Raw genomic sequence first — 24,379 nt, 5'->3', positions numbered from 1 at the left:
GTTCCTTTTCAAACGAAAAAATCAAAAAAATGTTTCAATGACCAGACCGGCAGATTCGATCTCTTCCAGCAGACTGGTCTCCTTCTGACAAAAATGATGTTTTAACTGAGGGGCACAGGCCCCTTGGGCCACTTTGGCATTCCAATTGTCCTGAAAAGTTCCGGGAGCAACCTGCTTGACTACAGACCGGGCCAGCCGCCCTGTCCTGATCCTTGCCTCATATTCCGAATTAAGATAGCCCAGGGCGAGGTCAAATTCTTTGGGCAGTCCGGCCATACTCGAAACTGGCCAGCCTGATCCGGCCTCGACAATTAATACATACCTTGGCGGATTTGACCAGACAGGAAAGCATGAATAAAGAACAGACGGCAGCCCCAACTGCCCCAGAGCGGCCTGAAAAGCATCCATAACCTGAGTTTCCGTCAATTTCTCTCCGTTAAAAGAACTGTATACACCCTGCCTTCGGACAAAGGCCAGGCGGGGAACCCGGCCATGGTAACCAACCACCTGGTAAAGATCTCCAATATCATAGCGATACAGCCCATTGGCCTGGGTTGTGATCACATTATAGATTTTTCCCACGGTCAGCTGGTCATAAGAAAGAGTTTCCGGATTTTCTTCAGAAAAATCAGGATTTTCATCGTCATGGGGAATGAATTCATAGATTCCCTGGGTGAGAGTAAGAATGCCTGCTTCAGGGTGATCATCAACAGGACAGGTGACCATTGCTTCGGTTGACCCTGTGAGCAGGGGCAGAATTTTCGTGTCAGGAAACAACGCCGGTATCTGTTCAAGATATAAACCAAGCTGTTTTGACTTCCAGCAGGCAATCAAATCCAGATTCGGCCATACAGACTTGGGAAGTAAGATCCCGTCTTTTTGCACCAGTTTTTCAAGCCGGGCTGAAAGTTCCGGTTTGGGTTCAAACAAAGGTTTTCCGCATAATTCACCATTATGGACATCCTCGATCAAACGTTCGGCCATGTCTGACAGAATCTGCACCATTAACAGCAGCCGGTTGGGCTGGATAACTGCAAGCATTCTCAAGTTTTGTCCGATAAAATGCCGTATTCTCAGATATATGCGTTCCATAAATCCGGAACTGTCATCTGTGAAATCCACCCAGGGAGCATTATACCAAGGAGGTGTAAAATCTGTTTTTCCCAGAGAGATCTCCCGGTTGGTAATTCCCTGATGAGGGATCTTTCCGATAAAGTCCTTTGGAAGTTCACGTTCCCACAAGAAATCAAGTGTGGCGTAAGGATGATCCCAGAGCTGGGGGAAATATTTCCCATAAGCCCCCCACAAGGCATAAATAATCGGCCCGCGATACCTGTATCGCCAGTGGGCTGTATGGGGAATGGCTTTTGAAGAACCGGTTGTTCCGGAAGTTTTCAGCATGGTATAGGGAGCATCAACGGTTAATACACGCTCTTTGCCTTCCAGAATCTGTTGTATCCATGGTTCAAGATCAGCGTATTGATGAATGGGTACTGCGCGGCGATAATCCGTAAGGGTTTTTATCTGTCCGAAATTGTGTCGCCTGCCAAAATCGGTTTCCCTGTTGCGGGAAACGCAATCGGAAAGTATTTGAGCAGATACCGCATCCGGTTCTGAACAGGTTTTGAGCAATTCATTGTGACAGATTCGGCATTTGTCTATGAATTTATTTCTTTTCTTGATCCAGTTTTCCGAATTTAAAATTAACATTATTTACTCTCGAATATTGAAGATATTTTATTTTAAAAAAAATAGTTTTTCTAAATTGACTAATGATTATCGGTTAATATATAGTTCATCCTTAATGTTGCTTAAAATCCAAGATCTTTAAATTTTTCCAGATAACGTGGTCTAAAATATAGTATAATTACTCAATTGGAAAGAGATAAATGAAAAAAGAACAGTCCGTTAAATTAAGGAATTCGGTCGCTTATCAACTCTTAAAAATTGTTTTTGCCATTTACTTTCTTATCTCTATTTCCATCACCTTGGGACATATGGTCATGGAATACCTGTCGGCAAAAAAAATGGTGAAAGATGAACTTGTTCTTCTTCAAAAGACATTTGAGGACGGCCTATCAACTTCTTTGTTTGACATGAACGATGAACAGCTCAATTCCATTGTAGACGGCATGTATAATGTCCCGATACTTGTGGGGATTAAAATTGAACCTGTAAATCCCGATATCCCGGTAACATCCATTGCCATTGGCTCGGTGATCGGACCTGACGGCCAACAGATTATCATCAATGCAAAAGAGAAAAGCCGATCTTCATCAGATGCTGCAAGCAGTCTCATTGACCATTCCTTTACTATTTATCAACCGGCATCCCTGGTAAAGATTGGCAGGGGCACACTTTATTCAAGTAAAAAAATTATTTTTTCCAAGGTAAAAAACGGATTCATCCGGATCATTATCTTTGCCATTATAAAAACAATTTCTTTGTGGTGCCTTTTTTTATGGGCAGCCCACGGCCGCTTGAGCAGACCTCTTCGCCAAATGGCCATGGAAGTGTCCCGTCTGGATTTAACGAATCTTGAAGGGATTAAAATCAATCTCCGGGCCAAAGCGGGAACTGAATTAAAGATTCTCGAAGAGAGCTTTAACAAGATGATTCAAAATTCAAGCCGGTTAACCAAATCCATTATGGAATCTGAAAAAAAGTATCGGAAAATATTTGAAAATGCCAGTGAAGGGCTTTTTCAGGTTTCTCCTTCCGGCGGCATCATCAGCGCCAACCCGGCCATGGCCAGAATGCTGGGATATGCAGATCCGGACGAAATGATACGCCTGGTCAATGATGTTTCAAAACAATGCTATGCAAATCCTGACGATCATGCCGATTTCACAGATATGGTTAAAAAAGAAATCAGGCTCACGGGTTTTGAGAGGCAGTTCAAACGCAAAGACGGCAGTATATTCTGGGGAGTGGCATCGGGACAGTCTGTAAAAGATTCACACGATAACCTGCTCTACTATGAAGGCTCCCTGGTGGATACTACCGGGCAAAAAGAAAAAATCAAAGCGGAAAAAGCAAGGATTGCGGCTGAAGAGGCATCCCGGTCCAAAAGCGAATTTCTGGCCAATATGAGCCATGAAATCAGAACCCCGATGAACGCAATTATCGGTCTTGCCCATCTTGCACAAAAAACAGATATGACACCCAAACAAAATGATTACCTGAATAAGATAGAAGCATCGGGACTCTCGTTGCTCGGCATTATCAATGATATTCTGGATTTTTCCAAAATTGAGGCAAACAAACTGAGCATAGAGTCTATTGAGTTTGATCTTCAAGCAGTTCTGGACAATGTGGTCAACCTGATCAATATTAAAGCGGAAGAAAAGGGTCTTGAGCTTCTGTTTGATGTCAGCCGGGACGTCCCGCTCGGTCTTGTGGGTGATCCCCTCAGGCTGGGCCAGATTTTGATTAACCTTGCCGGAAACAGTATCAAGTTCACCCTTAACGGCCAGATTCTGATCAAAGTGGCCCTTCTGAACGAAGATCCTGAAAAGGCCAGAGCCAGATTGCAGTTTTCAGTTTCAGACAGCGGTATAGGCATGACCCAAGATCAGATCAGCAAACTTTTCCAGTCTTTTAGCCAGGCAGACGGGTCAACCACAAGACAATACGGAGGAACCGGGCTGGGGCTTACGATCAGCAAGCAGCTGGTTGGCATGATGGGAGGTGAAATATCAGTAAAAAGTATTTACGGAGAGGGAAGCACCTTTACCTTTACTGCTGAGTTCGGCGTTCAGACCCAAAAGCCCTTTATACCGATGATAAGCCCTGGAGAACTTCACGGAATGCGGGTGTTGATTGTGGATGACAATGAAAAGTCACGGGAAATTCTCAGGGATCTTATGAAAGAATTCCACTTTAACGTATCAGAGGTGCCGTCTGGGGAAGCAGCTATTTCAGAACTCAAGACAAGCTCGAAAAAAGCGCCCTACGACCTTGTACTCATGGACTGGCAGATGAATGGAATGGATGGTATCGAAACGGCAAGACGTATCAAAGAAGACAGCGGCATAGCAAAAATTCCGGCAATTCTCATGGTCACTGCATTTGGCAGGGAAGAGGTAATGAGTCAGGCACAAACGGTCGGCCTTGACGGTTTTTTGATCAAACCGATCAATCGCTCGTTATTATTTGATGCCATTATGGACCTGTTCGGCAGATCAAACCTGCCTGATCAAGATCTTGTCAGCAGGGAAACCACTCGAATCAATGGTATAGACTATGTCTGCGGGGCCAGGATTCTTCTGGTTGAAGATAACAAGATCAATCAGCAGGTGGCAACCGAACTGCTTGAAAGTGCAGGGCTGATTGTGACCGTGGCCGGAGACGGGCTTGAGGCCCTGGCTGTTTTAAAAGATACCGATTCTGTATTCGACGGTATTTTAATGGATATTCAAATGCCTAATATGGACGGATTTGAGACCACCCGGATGATCAGGAAAAACCCGGCTCTTTCTGAACTGCCCATTATTGCCATGACAGCCAATGCCATGGCAGGTGACCGTGAAAAATGCCTTGATGCAGGAATGAATGACCATATTCCCAAGCCCATTGAACCCGATATCCTGTTTAAAACCCTTATCAAATGGCTGCCTGAAACAGCTCCAAGATTGCCTCAGCATACAAATCTTGCCGATCACAAAAACAAAACAGACCTCCCCGGACACCTGAACGGCATTGATATGCAAACCGGCCTTCGAAGAACCGGCAATAATCCCGGTTTTTATTATAAGTTGCTGAAAGATTTTCTGGCAGGCCATGGAGATGATGCTGAACGCATCTTAGATGCCTTTGAAAAACATGATTTTGATCTGGCCCTGAGACTTGTTCACACATTAAAAGGCGTTGCCGGTGGAATCGGTGCAATTTCTTTATATGAATCCTCTCAAAAACTTGAATTATCCCTCAAAGAAAACCAGACCGATATCCAGAATGATCTATTTTCTCAACTCAGAAAAGACCTGCAACAGTTGGTTGACGGACTCACACCCCATATAAAAGAACCCCTGAATAAATCATATGCGGATAGCGCTCCTGTTGATAATGCTGCAATAGATGCACTGCTTGAAAAAATCCGGCTCATGATCGAAGAAATGGATCCTGATGCTGAAGAAAATGCAGGGAAATTACACCAGATTCTCAAACAAAATCATATTGCAGGTGCAGATCTGGCCGAAACACTGTTAACCCAATCAGGTGATTTTGATTTTGAGGCAGCCCTTATCACTTTTAATGAACTAAAAACCATTCTGCTGTCTAACATGCATGACCTTAAACACGAAGTTTGTGAAGAGGCATAAAATGGGCTATGCTTTTCCATTTATTTTTTATAAGAAAGTCTTTAAAAATCCAAACAGTGACTTTCAAACTTTGTTGTGGGCAAATCTGAGCGAAAAACCAGATCTGCCCGTGGCAGTTATATGAAAGAACTTTTAACCTGTTGAAATTAAATATCTTTCATTATTTGTTGTGGCAGAGCGATCTGCCATGGCCGTTATTAAGGAAAAAAAATGAGGAATATGGAATATGGATGAATTTAATCGAATCTTGATTGTTGACGATGAAAGACAGAATATTAAAATTTTAACCGAATTCCTCAGGGATGATTATAAAATCATGGCGGCAAAAGATGGGGAAACCGCGATTACGGCCTTGACAAAATCGACCTTGCCGGATCTGATCCTGTTGGACATAATGATGCCGGGAATAAATGGTTATGAAGTTATTAAACAGCTTAAGTCAAATGAGAGAACCAGAGAAATTCCTGTTATTTTTATCACAGCCTTAGATGCAACCGATGACGAGAGCCTGGGATTTGAGATGGGAGCTGTGGATTATATTACCAAGCCATTCAAGCCTGTTATTGTCAAGGCAAGACTCAAGACACATTTACAGCTGAAGCAAAAAACAGATCTGCTTGACCGCCTGGCGTCATTTGACGGCTTGACTCAGATTCCCAATCGCCGGAACTTTGATATGGTCCTTGAAAAAGAGATAGGCAAAACATTAAGGAACGGCTCTTTGCTGTCATTGCTTCTCATGGATATTGATCATTTTAAGAAGTTTAACGACAATTACGGCCATATTGAAGGAGATGCATGTTTAAAAAAAGTGGCTCTGGCTTTGAAGGAAGTTATTTCAAGACCAGGAGACTTTGTGGCCCGTTACGGCGGAGAAGAATTTGCCATGATTCTCCCGGAAACAGACTTAAAAGGCGCAATCCATATCGCCCGACAGGCACAACAGTCAGTACAACGATTGTGTATTCCTCATGCCACGTCCAAGGTGTCGAAATATTTGAGCATTAGCATTGGTGTGGCAACAAAGCTTTCAGGCAAGAAAGACAACCCAATAGAATTGACACAAAAAGCAGACACAGCCCTTTATCAGGCCAAAGCCAATGGCCGCAATTGTGTTGTTTCCGCCTCCCAATAGAATCAAAGGAATGAAATGGACAAACAAAATCGAATTCTGATCGTAGATGACGAAAAGATAAACATTAAACTATTGACCAATTTTTTACAGGACGAATATAAAATTATGGCTGCCAGAACAGGCAAACAGGCCTTGAAAGCAGTCAGAGGGCCGAACCCGCCGGATTTAATTCTTCTTGACATCATATTGCCTGAAATGGACGGATATGAGATATGTAATGCCATTAAAAAGGATGAGAAAAACCGCCATATACCCATAATATTTGTCACGGCCGTATCCGAGGTAATGGATGAGGCCAAAGCGTTTGACCTTGGAGCGGTAGACTATATTACAAAACCGTTTAACCCTGTTACGGTAAAAGCCAGAGTTAACACGCATATCCAACTCAGCACAACTATGCGTGATTTAAAAGCAGCTCTGGCAAAAGTCAAAAAATTAAGCGGTCTTTTACCCATCTGCGCAAAGTGTAAAAAAATCAGGGATGATCAAGGGTATTGGAACGAAGTTGATCTTTACCTGGAAAAAAACTCAAATGCAAAATTCAGTCATGGAATATGCCCGGACTGCTCAGACGAACTATATGGGAATCATGACTGGTATCAAAAAAAGAAAACAACTCAACTCAAACGCCCTTAAATAAAAATTTAAAACAAAGGACATATCCTCACCTTTAAATATTATGCCTCTGCCAGCAACGATAAAGCAAGGCAATGAAAAAGGTCACGAAGATCCATTGGCATTGAATTTGCTATGCTATAAAAAGAATAAATAGTGAACGCTTGACAGACAGTATGGTCGGCATACCGGACAACCTGGTCATGGCCGGACAGCCTTTGTCGCGGTGATGATTGTAACGGGATATCTGATATTCCATTTTGCCATTGCCCCTACCGGCATATTTGGCGAGCATCACTGGACCCACCATTTTGACCTGGCGTTCAACTTTACGATAGTCATAATGCTTCTGACCCATCACTTGTTCAATGGCAGACTGGGATTTGTAGCCCTCAAAAGACAAGAAACATAGACTTATTATCAAATAATTTGGGCTTGATCCCCTACCATATAAGTATTGCCATGCGACATGGAATCTGATAATAACCACCTAAAAAAATAATAACTTTTGAATCATTTTTCAGGTCGTTATGGCAAAAATAAAAAGCAAATCAGAAGTACTTAAACAAAGAAGCAAAAAAAAAGAAAAAAACATTATCAGCTCTCTTTTTAAATGGTTTTTTATTCTATTGATCCTTACAGGCCTTTTGGGATGTGCAGGACTTGCCGGTCTTTACTATTATCTTAGCCAGGATCTGCCCAAAATAAACACATTAGAAGATTACCGACCCTCAACAGTTACCAATGTATTTTCAGATGATGGAAGAAAAATAGGAGAATTTTATGAGGAGCGGCGAATTGTAATTCCATTGCCTGAGATGCCGGACAACTTGATCCATGCATTTGTCGCAGCAGAAGACTCAAGGTTCCGGGAACATCCGGGCATTGATATTCTTTCCATATTCAGGGCCTCTTTAAAAAACTTTAAAGCCGGTACAATTGTTCAGGGTGGGTCCACGATCACCCAGCAGGTCACCAAATCTTTTTTACTGTCTCCGGAACGAACTTATAAAAGAAAGCTTAAAGAAGCCATTTTGGCCTACAGAATTGAAAAAAAATTCACAAAAGATGAAATCCTTTTTCTTTACCTGAACCAGATCTATCTGGGCCACGGTGCATATGGTGTAGAAGCGGCATCGGAGAACTATTTTGGCAAACACGCCAAAGATCTTAACCTGGCCGAATGTTCCATGCTGGCAGGGCTGCCCCAGGCACCCAGCAGATATTCTCCTTTCAGATTTCCAGACCGTGCTAAACAGCGTCAGATATATGTGTTGAACCGGATGAAGGAAGACGGTCTGATAACAAATATTGAGGCCACCGCAGCCATTGATCTGAAACTGGATATCAAACCCAGGAAAAACTGGTTTATTGAAAGAGTGCCCTGTTATACCGAGCATGTCAGAAGATATGTGGAAAAACATTATGGCAAAGATGCCCTATACAAACAAGGGCTTCAAATCCATACCGCCGTCAATATTGAACTTCAGAAAATTGGAAGGGCAGCTGTCAACAAAGGGCTGATTGAACTTGACAGGCGAACGGGGTATAGAGGGCCATTGAAAAACATCCCTGCACTTAAAATTGAAGCTTTTTGTGCGCAAATTTCAGAAGAACTTGACAACCGGATGATGGAAAAAGGACAAGTCTATCAGGGAGTTGTATTAAGTGTTGATGATGAAAACAGTGTCACTAATGTAAGAGCAGGAAATTTCAAGGGTATAATTAAATTTGAAACCATGTCATGGGCAAGGAAACCAGACCCAAAGCTTGCTTATTATGAAACCAAAATCCAAAAACCTTCCCAGGTACTTAAATCCGGGGATGTCATTCTGGTTAAAGTCGTCAATGACAGTGTTGAAGACAACCTGCTTGAATTTACACTGGAACAGGAACCCTTAGCTCAGTCTGCCTTGTTGAGCATTGAGGCGGAAACAGGCCATGTAAAAACAATGATTGGCGGACGTGACTATAAAAACAGCCAGTTCAACCGGGCCTATCAATCCAGGCGCCAGCCGGGAAGCGCATTCAAACCCATTATTTATGCTGCAGCGCTGGATAAGGGGTATACGGCTGCCAGTGTCATTATTGATTCACCGGTTGTCTACGAAGACACAAAACGTGATTTCACCTGGAAACCCAGAAATTATAAAGAGACGTTTTTCGGCCCGACCCTGTTCCGGGAAGCCCTTGTAAAATCAAGAAATATTGTAACCATTAAAATTCTTAAAGACATCGGTATTGATTATATAATTGATTATGCAAGAAATCTTGGCATTCATTCGGATATCAGTCATGATCTTTCCATTGCACTGGGGTCGTCCGGACTCTCATTGCTTGAAATTATCAATGCCTACTCCGTATTTTCAAACCTGGGTTACCTGATTGAACCGGTATTTATCACAAAAATTTACGACCGGGACCAAAATCTGCTGGAAACTTCCAAACTGATTCGAAAAAAAGTCATTGATATGAGTACGGCCTATATCATGACCAATATCATGGAAAGCGTTGTAAAATCAGGAACCGGCTGGCGCATCAAAGCCCTTAAACGCCCTGTGGCAGGGAAAACCGGAACAACAAACAATCTGTTTGATGCCTGGTTTCTGGGATATACGCCAAGATACACAACAGGGGTATGGGTGGGCCTTGACCAGGAAGCCCCTCTTGGAAAAGGAGAGACAGGTTCCCGCGCCGCCAGCCCCATCTGGCTTGAGTATATGAAAAATGCCCTGGAAGGAAAACCTGTCAGAACTTTCAATGTTCCAGAGGGCATTGTTTTTGCCAAAATAGATGCCAAAACAGGTTTGCTTCCCACTGAAGAATCGGAAAAAACAGTCTTTGAATGCTTTAAGGAAGGCACTGTACCCACTGAATTTAGCCCAAAATCAGATACTGCTTCTGATACTGAAGATCTTTTTAAACAAGGAATTTAGTTGGCACTGGGTTTTGGGTACGGTGTACTTACTGGTTTTTGGGTTTAATGTTACAGCCGTTTTCCTTTGGTGGTGCTGTTAATCTCATTGATTTGCACCTGGTTTTCGGCAATTGCTTCATTTAAACAAAGAACGAAATCAAGCCCTGGATACCGTTGCTTAAATTTTTTTAAATTGGAATTTTTATCGCCTCTCAAGCGCGATTCTGATTTTGGATGAATTGTCAGGGCCAGTTTCCGGGAGTTTAACACGTCCGGGTAGTGATCAATCTTATGACAAGCCGTGTCATATAAAATTTGAGAAAAAACCAGGTGACCAAAAGCCGGATGCCAGGGACCGGCAAGCACCATTGATTTATCTTCCATTATATCAGATGCCTGCAGCCCCATGCGAATAACATTAACGTTAGCAGTCTTAAATATATGAAACATTTTTTTAACCAACCTCACACTATCTTCAAGGCTCAGCGGCTTATATCTGCCTTGATCATACCATTGCGCCATCAAGCTGTGTTTCAGCACCACCAAAGGATAAATTCTTGCAAAATCCGGAGCAAGTTCGGCCAATTCTTTTGTACTGTCCAACAATAACTCTTCCGTATCCCCGGGCAGCCCCACCATAACCTGGACACCAATGTTGAGAGCATGTTCTTTCAACAAGCGTATGGCATGCAGGGTATCCATCTGGGTATGGCCCCTTTTTGAATTTAACAGGACCGCATCATTCATTGACTGTACCCCAAGTTCAACAGCAGAGACAGTATACGGTTTTATAAGATCAAGTGTTGTTGGGGTGATGGTATCCGGCCGGGTGGAAAACCTTATGCCGTCAATTTTGTTTGCATGGATATACGGTTGGACCAAATCAAGCAATTCAATGATGTTGTCGTGATCCAGTCCCAAAAAATTCCCTCCGAAAAAGGCAAGTTCCACCTGTTTGCGCCTGCCTTTGTACCTGGAATATTGTGTCACAATATCATGAATAATCTTTTTATCCGGCAGTATTGATCTTTGATTGGGAATAAAACCTTGATTGGTAATAATGGTTTGATTACAGAATGCACATTGATGGGGACATCCTGAATGGGGAATAAACACTGGAATAACAAGAGGTTTTATTGTCTGGGCCATGGGTGAGAAATCAGGCAAATCATCAAAAATGTATTTTTTTAAGCATCTTCAGGGCTTTTTTAGCACAGTCCTGTTCTGCTGCTTTTTTTGTTTTGCCAAGACCTTTGGACTTGATACCAAAAAGGTTCAAACTGATCTCAAAAGTTTTATCATGATCAGGACCGGTTTCATTGATAACAACATATTGAGGAGTTATGCCACCATGCTCCTGGGAAAATTCCTGCAACAGACTCTTATAATCAATGATCTTTTCATTGGACAAAAGCTCGTCAAGACTGTCGCTGAAAAGATCGTGAATCAGCCGGTAGGCAGTATCAAATCCCCCGTCCAGATAAACGGCTGCAATAACAGCTTCAAAGGCATCTGATAATATGGAATTTTTATCAAATCCCCTGGAAAGAGCTTCGCCTTTTCCAAGCCGGATAAAACGGCCAAGATCAATGCATCTTGCCATATCTGCAAGGGCAGGCTCGCTGACGAGATTGGATCTTAATTTTGACAATTCTCCTTCTTTTTTAGAAGGACTTTTTTCCATTAACAGTTGCCCGATGCAAAGCCCCAGAACAGCATCTCCCAAGAACTCAAGCCGTTCGTTATCACCAGTGCAGGAATCCTGGTTTTCATTTAAATACGACCTATGGCACAACGCAGTGTTCAAAAAAGATATATCTTTAAACACATACCCGATATTCTTTTCAAGGATGCTGACCAATGTATGTTTTTCTTTGGCATATTCTTCTTTGATTGATTCCAGCCGCACAGTTAATGCTTTAAACAATGAGTATCCAATATTAAGATTATCTTTTCCAGTACCAATTCGGACACCGTCATTAAAATCTCCATGAAAATCCGAACCGCCTGTCATCATAAGATTCTTTTGGATTGCAAGCCGTTGATAATACGATGTCATCGCAGCATCATGATCCGTATAATACACCTCTATGCCTTCCAGACCATAGCTGATCAAGACATCAATAAATGTTTCCATCTGATGGGTTTTATTGAACGTCAACAGACCAGGATGCGCCAGGACAGAAATCCCGCCTGCCTGTTGAATTGTTTGAATTGCCTTTTGACAGGATACTTTATATTTATCCACATATGCAGGTTTATCTTTGCCCAGGTACTTGTCAAACGCTTCTTTAAAGGTTTTGACATACCCCAGCTCCTTCATCAGCTCTGCAATGTGAGGACGGCCTGTCTGAGTTGCACCAAAGTGCTGTTCAACCTGTTCGATAGTGATGTCAAACCCCAGGCTGTTTAATCTCTTGATAATCTCCGGATTTCGTTGAGCCCTGGCTTTTTTTGCTTCATCAAGAATGGCGTTAAGATTTTTATCATAAACACTGAAGCCGTATCCCAGCAAATGAATGCTTCCCAAATATTTGAACTCGGTTGGCGGTTCACAACTGATTTCAACCCCGGCAATAAATTCGGGACAAACAAACAGAGGATGTTTTTGGATTTCTTTGATACCGTCCAGGGTATCATGATCGGTTATAGAAATTGCCCTGACTCCGGTTTCTTTGGCCAGAGTCATAATTTCCAAAGGAGAAAATGACCCGTCTGACGCTGTTGAATGTATGTGCAGATCAATCAACGAACTATCTTGAACCGTTTACATGCCAAGAGCTTTCTCCATATCTTCTTCCCGTGTTTTACAATCAATACATTGAGTGGTGACCGGCCTTGCCTTAAGCCGTTCAATGGAGATGTCTTCCTCACAAACCTCACAAATTCCAAATGTACCGTTTTCAACACGCGCGAGCGCTTTTTTGACTTTCTTGATCAATTTGTGTTCACGGTCGCGAATACGAAGTTCAAAGCTTCTTTCAGCTTCATGGGATGCCCTGTCCGTTGGATCGGCAAAATTTTCTTTTGGCTTGGTCATACCGGTCACAGTGGAATCTGCATGGGAAAGAAGCTCATGAAGCCTGTCATTTAAAAGATTTTTAAAAAATTCCAAATCTTCTTTTTTCATTTTATTTGCCCTTTATCTTACTTTTTATAAGAACATCCGAAGTGTATTATTATACTAAAATTCATTAAAATGTAAAGAATTAAATAACACACTCAGCCGGGTGATACGCCTGCTGAAATATATTTTGTTATTCTTCTCCGGGAATATCCAGGTTAAACAACTGACGGGTGGTATTCAGATAAAGGGAATCATCTCTATGGTCACCGGTATTGCGCAAAAAAACAATGGGGTCATGAATGGTTCTGCTGGCAATAGCCCGGGTCATGCGTTTGATTGCCTTGATATCTTCTTGGGAAAGGTGCCTTAAGTGAGAAAGGGTTTTTTTACATTCAACATCAACAATGGAAGACATTTTATCGTTCAATGCCTTAATCGTGGGCACAATGGAAAGACCCTCCAGCCATTGGCGAAATTTCACAACTGCTTCTTCGACATATCTTTCAGCCTTTACCGTCTCTTTTCCCCGTTGCTCAATATTTGACTCAACAATATTCTTCAAATCATCAATGTCATAGACATAGGCATTGGAAATTGTGTTAATGTCTGGATCAATATCCCTTGGAACGGCAATATCAATGAAAAAAAGGGTCTGATGATGTCTTTTTTTCATAACCGGCTTAACCTGATCCCGGGTCATTACATAATCTGTTGCACCGGTTGAACTGATAATAATATCAACATCTTTTAACGCATCCACCCTTTCTTCAAACTGGACAGCCTGCCCATTGAATTTGCCTGCAAGGTCAACGGCATTTTTAAAGGTACGGTTGGCCACCAGAATCTGCTTGACTTTATGGGATATCAAATGTTCCACAGCCAGCTCTGCCATTTCACCGGCACCCAGCAGCATAACACTCTTTTGGGATAAATCCGAAAAAATCTTATTGGCAAGTTCAATGGCTGCATAACTTATGGAAACCGCATTATCACCGATTCCTGTCTCTTTCCTGACTTTTTTTGCAATACTGAAAGATTTGTGCATCAAACGGTTCAGCAGCACGCTGGAAGCATTATTTTCAACAGCGACCCTATACGCCTGCTTTATCTGGCCTAAAATCTGCGGTTCCCCCACCACCATTGAATCCAGACTTGATGCAACCCTGAACAAATGCCGGATGGCATCATCTTCCCGATAAACATATAAAGCGCTTTTAAACTCTGATATATCAATTTGTTTAAGTTGTGCAATAAGCTTGATAATTTTATCCACCTGTTCTCCGGTTTCCGGAATATAAACCACTTCCGTCCGGTTACAGGTAGAAAACACAAGCCCTTCTTTTATGTCCTTGTCCTGCTTTAAAAATTCAAGTGCGGCAATAGTCTCTTCATCAGAAAACGATAGTTTTTCCCTGAGTTCTACGGGTGCGGTTTTATGATTTGCGCCGATTAATATTATTTTTGACATTATTCTTTCTTTATGTTTGCTCTTTCTTTATTTTGTAAAGACTTGATGATGCCCGCCTATCATCATATTTACCCCAAGAAACGTAAATATGATGATAAAAAAACCGATAATGGTCATTATGGCTGATTTTCTGCCCCGCCATCCTGAATAAAGCCGAAGATGCAGTAACGCCGCATACACAAGCCAGGTTCCCACTGAAAAGACCTCTTTGGGGTCCCAGCTCCAGAATCTTCCCCAGACAAACTTTGCATACACAAAGCCTGTCACAAGCCCAATGGTGAGCAAGGCAAATCCCGTGCTTAAACAGGTATACCCGACATTATCCAGAAGATCCAATGACGGCAACCTTTTAAAAAAGAACCCCGGACTTTTTGTTTTAATCCCCTTTTCCTGCAGCAAGTATAAAATCCCTGCCCCGCATGCCAGTGCAAGGGCGGCATCGCCTGTAAAAACCAGAATAATGTGGGAATAAAACCAGAACCCTTTTAAAACATCATTTGTTTCAACCGGCACATCAGGCAGAATCAATACCATCAGCATAATGCCGGACAACAAAACAGAGACAAACACCCCGAGAATTTTAAGATCAAATTTGTACTGGAAAAACAAAAACATGCTGCCCAGAGCAAATGCCGCCATTGACAAGTTCTGGGACAAATTCAGGATGGGCACATGCCGGGTTGCCGCCGTGTAAATCACCATGCTGATCAAATGAAACGCAATGGCCGCTGTAATCAGGCGAAAGGCCGCTTTTTGATAGACTTTCTTTTGATTGAACAAAAACAACACATACCCTGCCATGCTGATAAAATAGAGTACGGTTGTTATGTGTAGCACCATTCCAGCGGTTTGAAGATTCATTCATCGCTCCTTGAAGACACTAAATCTTGATATGTATATTCTTTTCCAAGAACATCCCATAAGATTGCATTTATGTTTATTTCATCATTTGATTCAATCAGTTCAAGGATTCCCTTCCCGATAAGGGTGTGGAATACCTGTTTATGATCATCCGGGGCATGCCCCGATGATAACAGTTTTTTTCGAATATTTCCCATAAGCTGCAATAATTTTGCATACTCCGGTCCAAAATGACATTCAAGATCCTGCCTGATTTTTTTTGCCATGGCAGGGCTTGAACCTGATGTTGAAACCGCCACCATCAGATCCCCTCTGTCCACTATCGAAGGAAGTATAAAATCACTTTTATCCGGTGCATCCGCCACATTACAAAGTATATTGAGCTTTAAAGCATCTGCTTTTATCTGCCGGTTTAAATCCGCATTATTGGTTGCAGCAAAAACAAGAAACATTCCCTTTGCATCTTTTTTTTCATATTCTTTTTTTTCAAGACAAATGCGGCTTGACTTTAAACGATCACATTCAGCTGAAAACCGGTCGCTGACAATTGTCACATTTGCCCCGCATTTTTCAAGGGTTACAGCCTTTCTTGCACCGACGGACCCTCCGCCGACAACCAGGCAGTCCTTATCTTTTATATCAAGAAATATGGGATAATACTTCATTTTTATCCTTTATATAAGCCCTTGTCTGCCAAAAAAAATTAATATATATATTGCCCCATGACATTTTTCAATATCTAAACCCATTATTTAGGACAATTGATATGATTATTGATTCACACACCCATATTTTCCCGGAAACCGTAAAACAGAACAGATCACGGTATTTTGATAATGAACCTGAATTCAAACTTCTTTATGATTCACCCAAAGCCAAAATCTGCACTATTGATGATTTAATCGAATCAATGGACACTCACAGAGTGGATATCTCGATCATTTGCGGATTCCCCTGGAGAAATCCTGAATTTGCTGTCCAAAATAATAACGTTATCATTGAGGCTGCTCAAAAATATCCTAATCAAATTAAGGGTCTGGCATGTTTTGATGCAGCGTGGGAAGGTGCGGCAAATGAAACCCGACGATGTATTGATGCAGGTCTTTGTGGGGCAGGAGAACTGGCATTCTATCTTTCCGGGATTGACAAAGCAGCCTTAAAAGCTCTTGATCCTGTCATGGCCGAGCTAAGGGATAACGGCAACCTGCCCTGCATGATCCACACAAATGAACCTGTGGGACATTATTATCCCGGCAAAACCCCCATTACCCTGGAGCAGATCTACACGCTTGCCAAAACCTTTCCGGACAATAAGATCATACTTGCCCACTGGGGCGGTGGAATCTTATTTTATAATACCATGAAAAAAGAGACAAAAGCCGCTTTTAAAAATATCTGGTATGACACTGCAGCTTCACCGTATTTATATGATTCACAAATCTATAATATTGCAGTTGATGCGGGAGTTGCCGACAAAGTTCTTCTGGGCACTGATTTTCCTCTCCTGACACCTGCCAGGTATTATAAGGATATTGATAACTCCACTATCAATGAAATCCAAAAAGAACAGATACTGGGAAAGAATGCAGCCCTTCTATATGGATTAATATGAATGGATTAATATGAGGTGAGCCTGAAAAACTGCTCCACCGCCATGGTCTATTTCATTGGACCATTTCATTGATACTTTTCATTTGAAATTGACAATTAAAATTTAAGATACATCTTAAAATAACCCTTACGCCTATCGGCATAACAAAACAGGAGACACGGTTGGGAAAATGCAAGAGCCATCCGCATCGGGAAACTTCTTACCGATGTGCAAAATATGATATCTATCTTTGCCGGGAATGCCTTGAATGCAAAGACCCGAAACTTTACTGCAAACACAGGGCGTCATGCCCCATCCATTTTATCACGGAAAAAGGGTTTGGCCCGGAGGATTGATTTAAATGAAAAAAGATACGCACAATTTTATTCAAGAATATAAAGGCCTGGGAGCTTTGGGTCTTGACCGGGAAACAGATGAGGAAACCATAATGTTTTATCTTCAAAAATTTTCTGAAGATTCTTTTTTAAAAGCATTTATCCCAAGATTGTCAGACCATGAATTAGAAGAGATATACCTGTTCATTAACAATAAATTGAAGCAGCATATTTGTGAAGATGAATATCATGATCTTTTTTTAAAAGACAGGTAGGTGGGTGCTGTATTTTAGGTTTTGGGTATTGTATTTTGGGTAAGCTTTGGTTTTTATTGGTAAGTTCTTTGCTTTTTATCTGTATTCTTAAGCATTTTTATTGACTATTGGCCATTTTTGACATATTTCCCTACTATTCTAGTAGGCAATTTAATCCCAAAATTTAATTACTTAAGAATAAGGAGAGTTAAAAATGATTAAAAAGAAAATTTTTATCAATTTGTTAGCAGTCGCTTTTGTCATGACCCTGGCATTCAGCGCACAGGCTCAAAATAAGAGCCTGATGATGGCAACCACCACCAGCACCGACAACACAGGACTTCTGGACTATCTGATCCCTCATTTTGAAAAAGAAACCGGCATAGCCCTGAAATGGACTGCCACGGGAACCGGCAAGGCATTAAAGCTGGGCCAGAACTGTGATGTTGATGTGCTGCTGGTTCACGCACCGCCCGCAGAAAAAAAATACATTGAAAACGGATATGGAAAAGACAGAAGACAGGTCATGTACAATGACTTTGTCATCATTGGACCTGAAACCGATCCGGCAGGGATTAAAGGCAAAAGCATCTCTGATGCCTTGAATGCGGTCAAAAGCAAACAAGCCGTGTTCATGAGCCGGGGGGATGATTCCGGCACCAACAAAAAAGAAAAACTTTTATGGAAAAATGCCGGTATTGCACTGCCTGACAAAGAAAAATGGTATGTTCAGACAGGACAGGGAATGCTGTCAACCATCCATATTGCCCAGGAAAGAGAAGGGTATACCATGACGGACCGAGGCACATACATCAAATACCAGTCCCAGAAAGGCGGTAATGCCCCTTTAAAAGTCCTGGTGGAAGGGGATCAAATCCTGTTGAACCAATACAGCGTATTAACACTTGCCCCTGAAAACTGCCCCAAAGCAAAATATGACCTGGCACTCCAATTCTCGGACTGGATGGCTTCACAAAACGCTCAGGATCTGATCAAAAACTTCAGACTGCTTGGACAAAAGCTGTTTATACCCAACGCAAAATAGTTTAAAGGACTTTATGGATTTTATTGTTGCAGGCTTTATCAAAGCCATCGAGCTTCTGGTAAGCGGCGACAGCTCAACCTGGACTGCAGTCTGGGCCACGTTACAAGTATCCACCTGCTCCATGCTGCTCAGCATGGGAGCAGGTCTGCCCTTTGGGTTTGTTCTCGGATATTTTGACTTTAAAGGGAAAAAACATTTAAGAACACTGCTGGATACAATGCTGGCGCTTCCAACTGTTTTTGTGGGCCTTGCAGTGTATGCAGTCATCTCCCGCCAGGGGCCTTTGGGTGAACTGGGACTGCTGTTCACCCTTACAGGGATTGCAGTCGGCCAGACCATCCTTGCCTTCCCCATTGTTGCAGCCATTACAGCGTCTACCATTGAGAACATTGATCAGGATCTTAAATTGACCCTTGTCTCTTTAGGGGCAGGCAAACGCCATATCATGGCCACCTGTCTTTGGGAAGTGAGGTACGGCATCCTGGCAGCCTCCGTCACAGCCTATGGCAGGGTATTGACCGAAGTCGGCATTTCCATGATGGTGGGCGGCAATATCAAGTACCACACCAGAACTGTAACCACGGCCATTGCCCTTGAAACCAACAAGGGAATGTTTGCCGACGGCATTGCCTTAGGACTTGTGCTGATCACCATTGCCTTTATTGTGAATCTATTGCTCTCTTTTTTAAGGAAACAATGAAAACATCCCATTTGGCATACCATTTGAAAAATATCCGACACTATTACGGCAGCAAAAAAGTTCTGGATATTGATGACCTTAAAATCAAGACTGGTTCGATTACAGGATTGCTCGGACCCAACGGCAGCGGCAAAAGCACTCTTTTAAAATTATTGGCCTTTGCAGGCAAACCAACCTATGGACAACTCTTTTACAAAGGCCGCCCCGAAGTTCCCTTTTCACCCGGCATCCGCTCAAAGGTAACCCTTTTGACACAGAAGCCCTACTTGTTAAAAAGAACAGTGTTTGACAATATTGCCTATGGATTAAAAATCAGGAACGACAAAAAAAACCTTGAACAACGGATCAAAGAAGCCCTTTTAAATGTCGGACTTGATTATCAAAGCTTTGCTCCCAGAAAATGGCACGAATTGTCAGGGGGAGAGGCTCAAAGGGTTGCCATGGCTGCCAGACTCATCCTGAAACCTGAAATACTGCTCCTTGATGAACCCATTGCAAGCGTTGACACCAAAAGTGCCAAACTTATCCGCCAGGCCTCATTAAATGCACGGAAAAACTGGGGAACAACTCTTGTTATTGCAAGCCATGATCTGCAATGGCTTTACTCTATCAGCGACATACAACTGGCCATTTTCAGAGGCACTGTTTTTTCTACAGGCATGGAAAATATTCTGACAGGACCATTTGAAAAATCAGATCCAAAAACCTTGGTAAAAATTCTTGGAGACGGTCAGCGCATCATATTAAAATCCCCTGACCGGCATTCCGACACCGCTTTGATCAGAAAAAAAAATATTTGTATTGACCTTGAAAAAAAATCCGGAGCCAGTATGGGTAAGCAACCGGACAAAGGCAATAGATCTGACAAAGACAATAAATTGTCCGGCCATATAGTTTCCATGCTTCTGGAAAAAAAAAGCGGCCATATCATGGTCGCAATCTCTATTCACGACATTTCATTTACACTCAGACTTGCTCCCGATCAAACAAGAAAAATGGATCTGTATCCCGGCAAAAGCGTTGTTCTCAAATTTCACTCAAAAGATACCGAATGGCTGTAGCCAATGACAATCACGACCCTTTTGTTCATGAGTTACCCGGTTTAAGCACAAGAAAAAACAACTTTCCATATACATTCATATGACCTGCTGTAAATTCTGCATAAGAACCGTTTCCACAAAAGATATCCGCTCTGGCAGGGCCTTTAATGGCTCCTCCCGTATCCTGGTTCAACACAAAAAAAGAAGCTTTTTTCCAATCCTTTACAGGCCTGTTCTTGACAGGCCCGTCCTTTACAAGATTGAAATTTGTTTTATCCGGCAATTGGGCCCGGGCAAAACACAAAGCTCCTTTGGGAAAAAGGCTGCTGTCTGTTGCAATGGATCGCAAGGCTGTAACATCGACGCCCAGACTGCCATAGGGACCGCCCTCTTCTCGTTGAAAAAACACAAAACTCTTGTTTTCGTGCAACACTTCATCCATTCTTTTTGGATGCTGTTCAAGCCAGGTTCGAATGGCCTGCATGGACATATTTTCTTTTAAAATTTCATTTTTTTCAATCAGATACCGTCCAATTGATTTGTATGCATTTCCATTGCTGCAGGCATAATGCACCCGTACCATATCCCCCTGGCCCAGATCAATTCTTCCGGAACCCTGAATTTCCAGAAAAAACCTGTCCACACGGCTTTTCAGCCAGACAATTGGCTCGGATTCAACATCAAACCCTTTCAGAGAATTAATTTGCGCTCTTGAATAATAGGGCACAACTTTCTTTGTTGAATCATTTACCCTTGCCACCAGACGCTTGTGACCTTTATACTTATCTGAAAACGCTGACAAATCAATTTCCAGCAAATCTTTAGGCCTGGAATAAAGGCAAAAAGGATAATCATCTTTTTTCTCAAGACTTCCCTCATAGGTCGGCTCAAAATACCCGGTAAACAGCACGTCACCGTCCTCATTGCCGGCGGCTTCATAAACAACAAACAAAGACCGGATAAATTCATCCAATTCATTGGCGGAAGGATTTTTTAACAAAAAAGCCTTGATGGTTTCCAAAGACTCAATCATATGGGCGGCCGTGTAGGCATCTTTTCCATACTGAAACTTTCTTTCCAGGGGAATTCTTTTAAAATACACAAGGCTGTAATCAATTGAATCCACAAGATCCTGAAAATCCAGACTGTCTGTCAACACCGAACTGTCCTTAAAACCCAGACTGTCCGTAAACACAGGATAAGTATTAGGTTTCAATTTCTTCAATGAATTAAAACGTGTAATTTTTTCTCTGACTTTTGGCTGGCATCCGCAAAAAAAACCGGCCATGATGATGATAACCATAAACACCAGAATAAGTTTAAACGCTGTATTATTTATCATTTTGATACCGATTGTTAAATTCCCTGGCAAACATTTTGGAATATACTATTTTTTGCAAATCATCCATGGATTGAGAAGACACATCAAGGTTCTCCAGCTTTCTGGCAGTTGACATTACCCTTGTCTCCATTGCCCCCACCGTTGTATTGTAAGTTGACACACACTTTTCAATATCCTTTCCAAGGCGGTTGATATTGCCGGTCATGCTGCAAATCCTTGAAAACAGCTCAACCCCGAGTGACCTTATCTCTTCTGCATTTTCATAGCTTTTTTTCTGTTTCCAGGAATAGGAAACCGCCTTTAAAAGTGCAATGAGAGTCGTAGGAGTGGCAAGAACTACACCCTTTTCAATCCCTTTTTCAATCATTTCCGGGTAAGCTGTTAAGGCTGCACTGAAAAAATTTTCCCCTGGAATAAACAACACCACAAACTCAGGAGTCGGAGAAATCTGTTGAAAATAATTTTTGGATGAAAGGGCAGTGATATGCATCATCACCTGACGCGCATGATCTTTCATCCGGGCTTTTCTCTCTTTTTCACCAGAAGCTTCAAGAGCATCCAGATAGGCCATCAAAGGAACCTTGGAATCAATAACAATCTTACGGTTTTCCGGCAGGGTGACAACCATATCCGGCCTTACAGAACCTTTCCCCCCCCCTGTGGAAACCTGTTCGTCAAAATCACAGTGATCTGTCATCCCGGCCAGTTCAGCCACCCGCTTCAAGGTGATCTCCCCCCACCGTCCCCTTACATGGGGAACTCTTAATGCCTTTACAAGATTTCCGGTTTCAATGTGAAGCAGGGCCTGGTGGCGACCCATTTCCATGAGTTTTTCCGTGATCGCCCCATAGGCCTTTTCCCTGTCTTTTTCCATGGAATTGAGATGGGCTTCATACTTATCAAGGGTCTGCCGGACAGGATCAACCGTCCTTAAAATCTCGTTTCCCTTGATATCAAAATCTTTTTTAGCCTCTTTCACATAAGAAGAAAAATATTTGTCGGCAAGGGCCATAAATTGGGCGGAATTATCAAACAAAGCCTCATTAGACAATTTTTTCAAATTTTTAGAAAAAAACAGAACCCCTGATTTTGCCAGAACCGCACATAAAATAACGCCAAAAAAGAAACCAATGCCAAGATACAACAGATTTTCAGGGGTCATAACACTATTTTGCATTATTTTTAACTACTTGAAACATTCGAAGCATTTGCAGTATAGGTTCCGCTTTTTCCCCCGGATTTGGATTTCAGATAAATATCAGATATTTTCATGGACCTGTCATAGGATTTGCACATGTCATAAATGGTCAGGGCAGCAACGGAAACCGCTGTCAATGCTTCCATTTCCACACCGGTTTTTCCACTCAAAGAGACTTCCGCCTCAATATCAATTGCACTGTTTTGCGTATCAAAGGAAAAATCAACCCTGGCATGGGTGATATTTAAAGGATGGCACATGGGAATCAGGTCTGATGTTTTTTTTGCCGCCATGACCCCTGCAATTCTTGCGGCTTCAAGCACATTACCCTTTTTCACTTTTTCATCCATTATCCTGTCAAGAGTATCTGATTCCATGAAAATTTTGCCGGCAACCACGGCAACTCTTTTGGTTTCAAACTTATCTCCCACATCTACCATTCTAACCCTGCCATCTGTATCAAGATGCGTAAAATCTGTCATTTTATTTTTTTGCCTGTTTATAATATTGTTTTTTGCTTGTAACTTCAGCTTTGATCAAATTGAGTGTATCAGTCAATGATCCAAGCACATTCTCTCTGATGTCGCCTGCAACCACAAGAAACATGACATCATCACCGACCGCAAGGGATTTGCCCTCATTGATATGAACCAGGATCTCAATAATCCCCGGTCTTTTTTTCTGTTCGCTGAGAATCTGGTCAAGCCTTTCATGGTCCACAGTAAGCTCAAGCCCGGTGACTTCATCACCTTCCCTCGAGGTTCCCCTGACCACACCGTTATGGCATAAAATCATCCCGGCCTTATGGTAATCCGGGTGTTGTTTTATCTGTTCCATCATTGTTGTAATATTCATGTTTTTCTCCTTTTTTTTGCCCTGTTTTTATGGGCGATTACCTTGGCAGCCGCAAGATCATCGGGTGTATTGACATTAAATATAAAGCGCATTTCCGGGTCCAGTGCTTTTAATTGCTCTACGGGAATTTCTTTAACCTTTTTTTTTCTGAAAAAATTTTTAATCATGAAGATATTTTTTGCAAGATTATTTTCTATCAGGGGAATACACTCTTTTGAATACACGGCTGACAAAGTTTCAAGCCCGTCATCCGTCCTGGGAAGAATCACTTCATACCCTGGTTCTATCTGACCCACAATATGCTCAATCACAGACTGTTTAACAAAAGGGGTGTCACAAGCCGTCACATAAGCATATGGACAGGATGCATAAAAAAGACCTGCGTGAAGACCTGCCAGAGCGCATTGGGAAGGAATAATATCCGTCACCACGGTCATGTCCCAGCCGGCAAACTCTTCAGGCTCATTTACCACGATAATGATCTCTTGAAACAATTCTGAAAACATGCCGTAAATATTTTCAAGAATCATTGAATCCCCGATTTTGCGAAAAGTCTTTTTTTTTCCGGGAAGCCGGCTGTTTTTACCACCGGCCAGTATCACACCTGTACAGTCAAATTTCATTCACACCTG

23 protein-coding genes are annotated in these 24,379 nt (G+C 42.2%); 10 read left to right on the top strand and 13 right to left on the bottom strand.

Features of this window, described 5'->3' with window-relative positions:
• Window positions 1-21 precede the first annotated feature (21 nt).
• Window positions 22-1,710, bottom strand: a complete 1,689-nt coding sequence (locus TOL2_RS04770) for a GH3 auxin-responsive promoter family protein (protein ID WP_014956393.1) — start codon at window positions 1,708-1,710, stop codon at window positions 22-24.
• Window positions 1,711-1,889: 179 nt separating this feature from the next.
• Here TOL2_RS04770 and TOL2_RS23425 point away from each other — a divergent pair, with 179 nt between their 5' ends.
• The 3 genes from TOL2_RS23425 (at window position 1,890) to TOL2_RS04755 (ending at window position 7,095) form a co-directional block, all read left to right on the top strand.
• Window positions 1,890-5,324 carry a PAS domain-containing hybrid sensor histidine kinase/response regulator gene (locus TOL2_RS23425; RefSeq protein WP_014956392.1) on the top strand — a complete coding sequence of 1,145 codons (3,435 nt, stop codon included), beginning with the start codon at window positions 1,890-1,892 and terminating at the stop codon, window positions 5,322-5,324.
• Window positions 5,325-5,550: 226 nt separating this feature from the next.
• Entirely contained in the window at window positions 5,551-6,459 is a 909-nt protein-coding gene (locus tag TOL2_RS04760; protein WP_014956391.1) for a diguanylate cyclase domain-containing protein, read from the top strand.
• Between the two features lie 15 nt (window positions 6,460-6,474).
• Complete coding sequence (locus TOL2_RS04755) at window positions 6,475-7,095, top strand: response regulator (RefSeq protein WP_014956390.1); 621 nt, start codon at window positions 6,475-6,477, stop codon at window positions 7,093-7,095.
• Window positions 7,096-7,207: 112 nt separating this feature from the next.
• On the opposite strand, the gene TOL2_RS04750 is transcribed toward TOL2_RS04755, so the two are convergent.
• Window positions 7,208-7,498, bottom strand: coding sequence for a hypothetical protein (locus TOL2_RS04750; RefSeq protein WP_148278052.1), 291 nt, complete (start codon window positions 7,496-7,498; stop codon window positions 7,208-7,210).
• A gap of 106 nt (window positions 7,499-7,604) precedes the next feature.
• Between TOL2_RS04750 and TOL2_RS04745 the strand changes: the two genes are divergently transcribed.
• Window positions 7,605-10,010, top strand: a complete 2,406-nt coding sequence (locus TOL2_RS04745; RefSeq protein WP_014956389.1) for a penicillin-binding protein 1A — start codon at window positions 7,605-7,607, stop codon at window positions 10,008-10,010.
• A gap of 50 nt (window positions 10,011-10,060) precedes the next feature.
• Here TOL2_RS04745 and TOL2_RS04740 read toward each other — a convergent pair whose 3' ends face one another.
• The 6 genes from TOL2_RS04740 to TOL2_RS04715 all read right to left on the bottom strand — a co-directional run bounded on the left by TOL2_RS04740 (window position 10,061) and on the right by TOL2_RS04715 (window position 16,052).
• Complete coding sequence (locus TOL2_RS04740; protein ID WP_014956388.1) at window positions 10,061-11,140, bottom strand: elongator complex protein 3; 1,080 nt, start codon at window positions 11,138-11,140, stop codon at window positions 10,061-10,063.
• A gap of 22 nt (window positions 11,141-11,162) precedes the next feature.
• A complete protein-coding gene (rnc, locus tag TOL2_RS04735) occupies window positions 11,163-12,740 on the bottom strand; it encodes a ribonuclease III (RefSeq protein WP_014956387.1) in 1,578 nt (525 codons plus the stop codon).
• Between the two features lie 18 nt (window positions 12,741-12,758).
• Window positions 12,759-13,121, bottom strand: coding sequence for an RNA polymerase-binding protein DksA (gene dksA / locus TOL2_RS04730; protein ID WP_014956386.1), 363 nt, complete (start codon window positions 13,119-13,121; stop codon window positions 12,759-12,761).
• Window positions 13,122-13,248: 127 nt separating this feature from the next.
• Window positions 13,249-14,526 carry a glutamyl-tRNA reductase gene (gene hemA, locus TOL2_RS04725; protein ID WP_014956385.1) on the bottom strand — a complete coding sequence of 426 codons (1,278 nt, stop codon included), beginning with the start codon at window positions 14,524-14,526 and terminating at the stop codon, window positions 13,249-13,251.
• A 27-nt stretch (window positions 14,527-14,553) separates the two neighbouring features.
• Entirely contained in the window at window positions 14,554-15,387 is an 834-nt protein-coding gene (gene ccsA, locus TOL2_RS04720) for a cytochrome c biogenesis protein CcsA (RefSeq protein ID WP_041279265.1), read from the bottom strand.
• The gene (locus tag TOL2_RS04715) at window positions 15,384-16,052 is read right to left on the bottom strand and encodes a precorrin-2 dehydrogenase/sirohydrochlorin ferrochelatase family protein (protein ID WP_014956383.1); all 669 of its coding nucleotides are present in this window, start codon (window positions 16,050-16,052) and stop codon (window positions 15,384-15,386) included. Before TOL2_RS04715 ends, ccsA begins: the two co-directional genes overlap by 4 nt.
• Before the next feature lie 101 nt (window positions 16,053-16,153).
• Between TOL2_RS04715 and TOL2_RS04710 the strand changes: the two genes are divergently transcribed.
• The 6 genes from TOL2_RS04710 to TOL2_RS04685 all read left to right on the top strand — a co-directional run bounded on the left by TOL2_RS04710 (window position 16,154) and on the right by TOL2_RS04685 (window position 20,373).
• Window positions 16,154-16,999 carry an amidohydrolase family protein gene (locus tag TOL2_RS04710; RefSeq protein WP_014956382.1) on the top strand — a complete coding sequence of 282 codons (846 nt, stop codon included), beginning with the start codon at window positions 16,154-16,156 and terminating at the stop codon, window positions 16,997-16,999.
• Between the two features lie 161 nt (window positions 17,000-17,160).
• Window positions 17,161-17,334: a hypothetical protein gene (locus tag TOL2_RS25105; RefSeq protein ID WP_041279264.1), complete on the top strand. Its 174-nt coding sequence runs from the start codon at window positions 17,161-17,163 to the stop codon at window positions 17,332-17,334.
• A 5-nt stretch (window positions 17,335-17,339) separates the two neighbouring features.
• A complete protein-coding gene (locus TOL2_RS04700) occupies window positions 17,340-17,588 on the top strand; it encodes a hypothetical protein (protein ID WP_014956381.1) in 249 nt (82 codons plus the stop codon).
• A 193-nt stretch (window positions 17,589-17,781) separates the two neighbouring features.
• Window positions 17,782-18,612 carry a substrate-binding domain-containing protein gene (locus TOL2_RS04695; protein ID WP_014956380.1) on the top strand — a complete coding sequence of 277 codons (831 nt, stop codon included), beginning with the start codon at window positions 17,782-17,784 and terminating at the stop codon, window positions 18,610-18,612.
• Between the two features lie 13 nt (window positions 18,613-18,625).
• Window positions 18,626-19,312, top strand: coding sequence for an ABC transporter permease (locus tag TOL2_RS04690; RefSeq protein ID WP_014956379.1), 687 nt, complete (start codon window positions 18,626-18,628; stop codon window positions 19,310-19,312).
• The gene (locus tag TOL2_RS04685; RefSeq protein WP_014956378.1) at window positions 19,309-20,373 is read left to right on the top strand and encodes an energy-coupling factor ABC transporter ATP-binding protein; all 1,065 of its coding nucleotides are present in this window, start codon (window positions 19,309-19,311) and stop codon (window positions 20,371-20,373) included. The genes TOL2_RS04690 and TOL2_RS04685 overlap by 4 nt, the downstream gene beginning before the upstream one ends.
• Window positions 20,374-20,398: 25 nt before the next feature.
• Here the strand turns inward: TOL2_RS04685 and mltA are convergent, their stop codons facing one another.
• The 5 genes from mltA to mobA are packed head-to-tail and all read right to left on the bottom strand — an operon-like array spanning window position 20,399 to window position 24,370.
• A complete protein-coding gene (mltA, locus tag TOL2_RS04680) occupies window positions 20,399-21,694 on the bottom strand; it encodes a murein transglycosylase A (protein WP_232508070.1) in 1,296 nt (431 codons plus the stop codon).
• A complete protein-coding gene (locus TOL2_RS04675) occupies window positions 21,684-22,871 on the bottom strand; it encodes a DNA recombination protein RmuC (RefSeq protein WP_014956376.1) in 1,188 nt (395 codons plus the stop codon). Before TOL2_RS04675 ends, mltA begins: the two co-directional genes overlap by 11 nt.
• Window positions 22,872-22,876: 5 nt before the next feature.
• The gene (gene moaC / locus TOL2_RS04670) at window positions 22,877-23,374 is read right to left on the bottom strand and encodes a cyclic pyranopterin monophosphate synthase MoaC (protein ID WP_014956375.1); all 498 of its coding nucleotides are present in this window, start codon (window positions 23,372-23,374) and stop codon (window positions 22,877-22,879) included.
• Window position 23,375: 1 nt separating this feature from the next.
• Entirely contained in the window at window positions 23,376-23,747 is a 372-nt protein-coding gene (locus TOL2_RS04665; RefSeq protein WP_014956374.1) for a molybdenum cofactor biosynthesis protein MoaE, read from the bottom strand.
• The gene (mobA, locus tag TOL2_RS04660; protein WP_014956373.1) at window positions 23,744-24,370 is read right to left on the bottom strand and encodes a molybdenum cofactor guanylyltransferase; all 627 of its coding nucleotides are present in this window, start codon (window positions 24,368-24,370) and stop codon (window positions 23,744-23,746) included. Before mobA ends, TOL2_RS04665 begins: the two co-directional genes overlap by 4 nt.
• Between the last annotated feature and the right edge of the window lie 9 nt (window positions 24,371-24,379).

The organism is Desulfobacula toluolica Tol2, from assembly GCF_000307105.1.
Taxonomy (GTDB): Bacteria; Desulfobacterota; Desulfobacteria; order Desulfobacterales; family Desulfobacteraceae; genus Desulfobacula; species Desulfobacula toluolica.
This window is presented reverse-complemented; position numbering and strand designations above follow the sequence as displayed.

What these genes read in the sequence shown, in the direction of transcription:
- TOL2_RS04695 (WP_014956380.1), top strand. Translation starts at nt 17,782, where the DNA reads ATGATTAAAAAGAAAATTTTTATCAATTTGTTAGCAGTCGCTTTTGTC.
- TOL2_RS04665 (WP_014956374.1), bottom strand. Translation starts at nt 23,747, where the DNA reads ATGAATATTACAACAATGATGGAACAGATAAAACAACACCCGGATTAC.
- TOL2_RS04745 (WP_014956389.1), top strand. Translation starts at nt 7,605, where the DNA reads ATGGCAAAAATAAAAAGCAAATCAGAAGTACTTAAACAAAGAAGCAAA.
- TOL2_RS04760 (WP_014956391.1), top strand. Translation starts at nt 5,551, where the DNA reads ATGGATGAATTTAATCGAATCTTGATTGTTGACGATGAAAGACAGAAT.
- TOL2_RS04710 (WP_014956382.1), top strand. Translation starts at nt 16,154, where the DNA reads ATGATTATTGATTCACACACCCATATTTTCCCGGAAACCGTAAAACAG.
- ccsA (WP_041279265.1), bottom strand. Translation starts at nt 15,387, where the DNA reads ATGAATCTTCAAACCGCTGGAATGGTGCTACACATAACAACCGTACTC.
- TOL2_RS04770 (WP_014956393.1), bottom strand. Translation starts at nt 1,710, where the DNA reads ATGTTAATTTTAAATTCGGAAAACTGGATCAAGAAAAGAAATAAATTC.
- TOL2_RS04685 (WP_014956378.1), top strand. Translation starts at nt 19,309, where the DNA reads ATGAAAACATCCCATTTGGCATACCATTTGAAAAATATCCGACACTAT.
- TOL2_RS04715 (WP_014956383.1), bottom strand. Translation starts at nt 16,052, where the DNA reads ATGAAGTATTATCCCATATTTCTTGATATAAAAGATAAGGACTGCCTG.
- TOL2_RS04675 (WP_014956376.1), bottom strand. Translation starts at nt 22,871, where the DNA reads ATGCAAAATAGTGTTATGACCCCTGAAAATCTGTTGTATCTTGGCATT.
- moaC (WP_014956375.1), bottom strand. Translation starts at nt 23,374, where the DNA reads ATGACAGATTTTACGCATCTTGATACAGATGGCAGGGTTAGAATGGTA.
- TOL2_RS04690 (WP_014956379.1), top strand. Translation starts at nt 18,626, where the DNA reads ATGGATTTTATTGTTGCAGGCTTTATCAAAGCCATCGAGCTTCTGGTA.
- TOL2_RS04700 (WP_014956381.1), top strand. Translation starts at nt 17,340, where the DNA reads ATGAAAAAAGATACGCACAATTTTATTCAAGAATATAAAGGCCTGGGA.
- mltA (WP_232508070.1), bottom strand. Translation starts at nt 21,694, where the DNA reads ATGATAAATAATACAGCGTTTAAACTTATTCTGGTGTTTATGGTTATC.
- dksA (WP_014956386.1), bottom strand. Translation starts at nt 13,121, where the DNA reads ATGAAAAAAGAAGATTTGGAATTTTTTAAAAATCTTTTAAATGACAGG.
- TOL2_RS04755 (WP_014956390.1), top strand. Translation starts at nt 6,475, where the DNA reads ATGGACAAACAAAATCGAATTCTGATCGTAGATGACGAAAAGATAAAC.
- mobA (WP_014956373.1), bottom strand. Translation starts at nt 24,370, where the DNA reads ATGAAATTTGACTGTACAGGTGTGATACTGGCCGGTGGTAAAAACAGC.
- hemA (WP_014956385.1), bottom strand. Translation starts at nt 14,526, where the DNA reads ATGTCAAAAATAATATTAATCGGCGCAAATCATAAAACCGCACCCGTA.
- TOL2_RS04740 (WP_014956388.1), bottom strand. Translation starts at nt 11,140, where the DNA reads ATGGCCCAGACAATAAAACCTCTTGTTATTCCAGTGTTTATTCCCCAT.
- TOL2_RS23425 (WP_014956392.1), top strand. Translation starts at nt 1,890, where the DNA reads ATGAAAAAAGAACAGTCCGTTAAATTAAGGAATTCGGTCGCTTATCAA.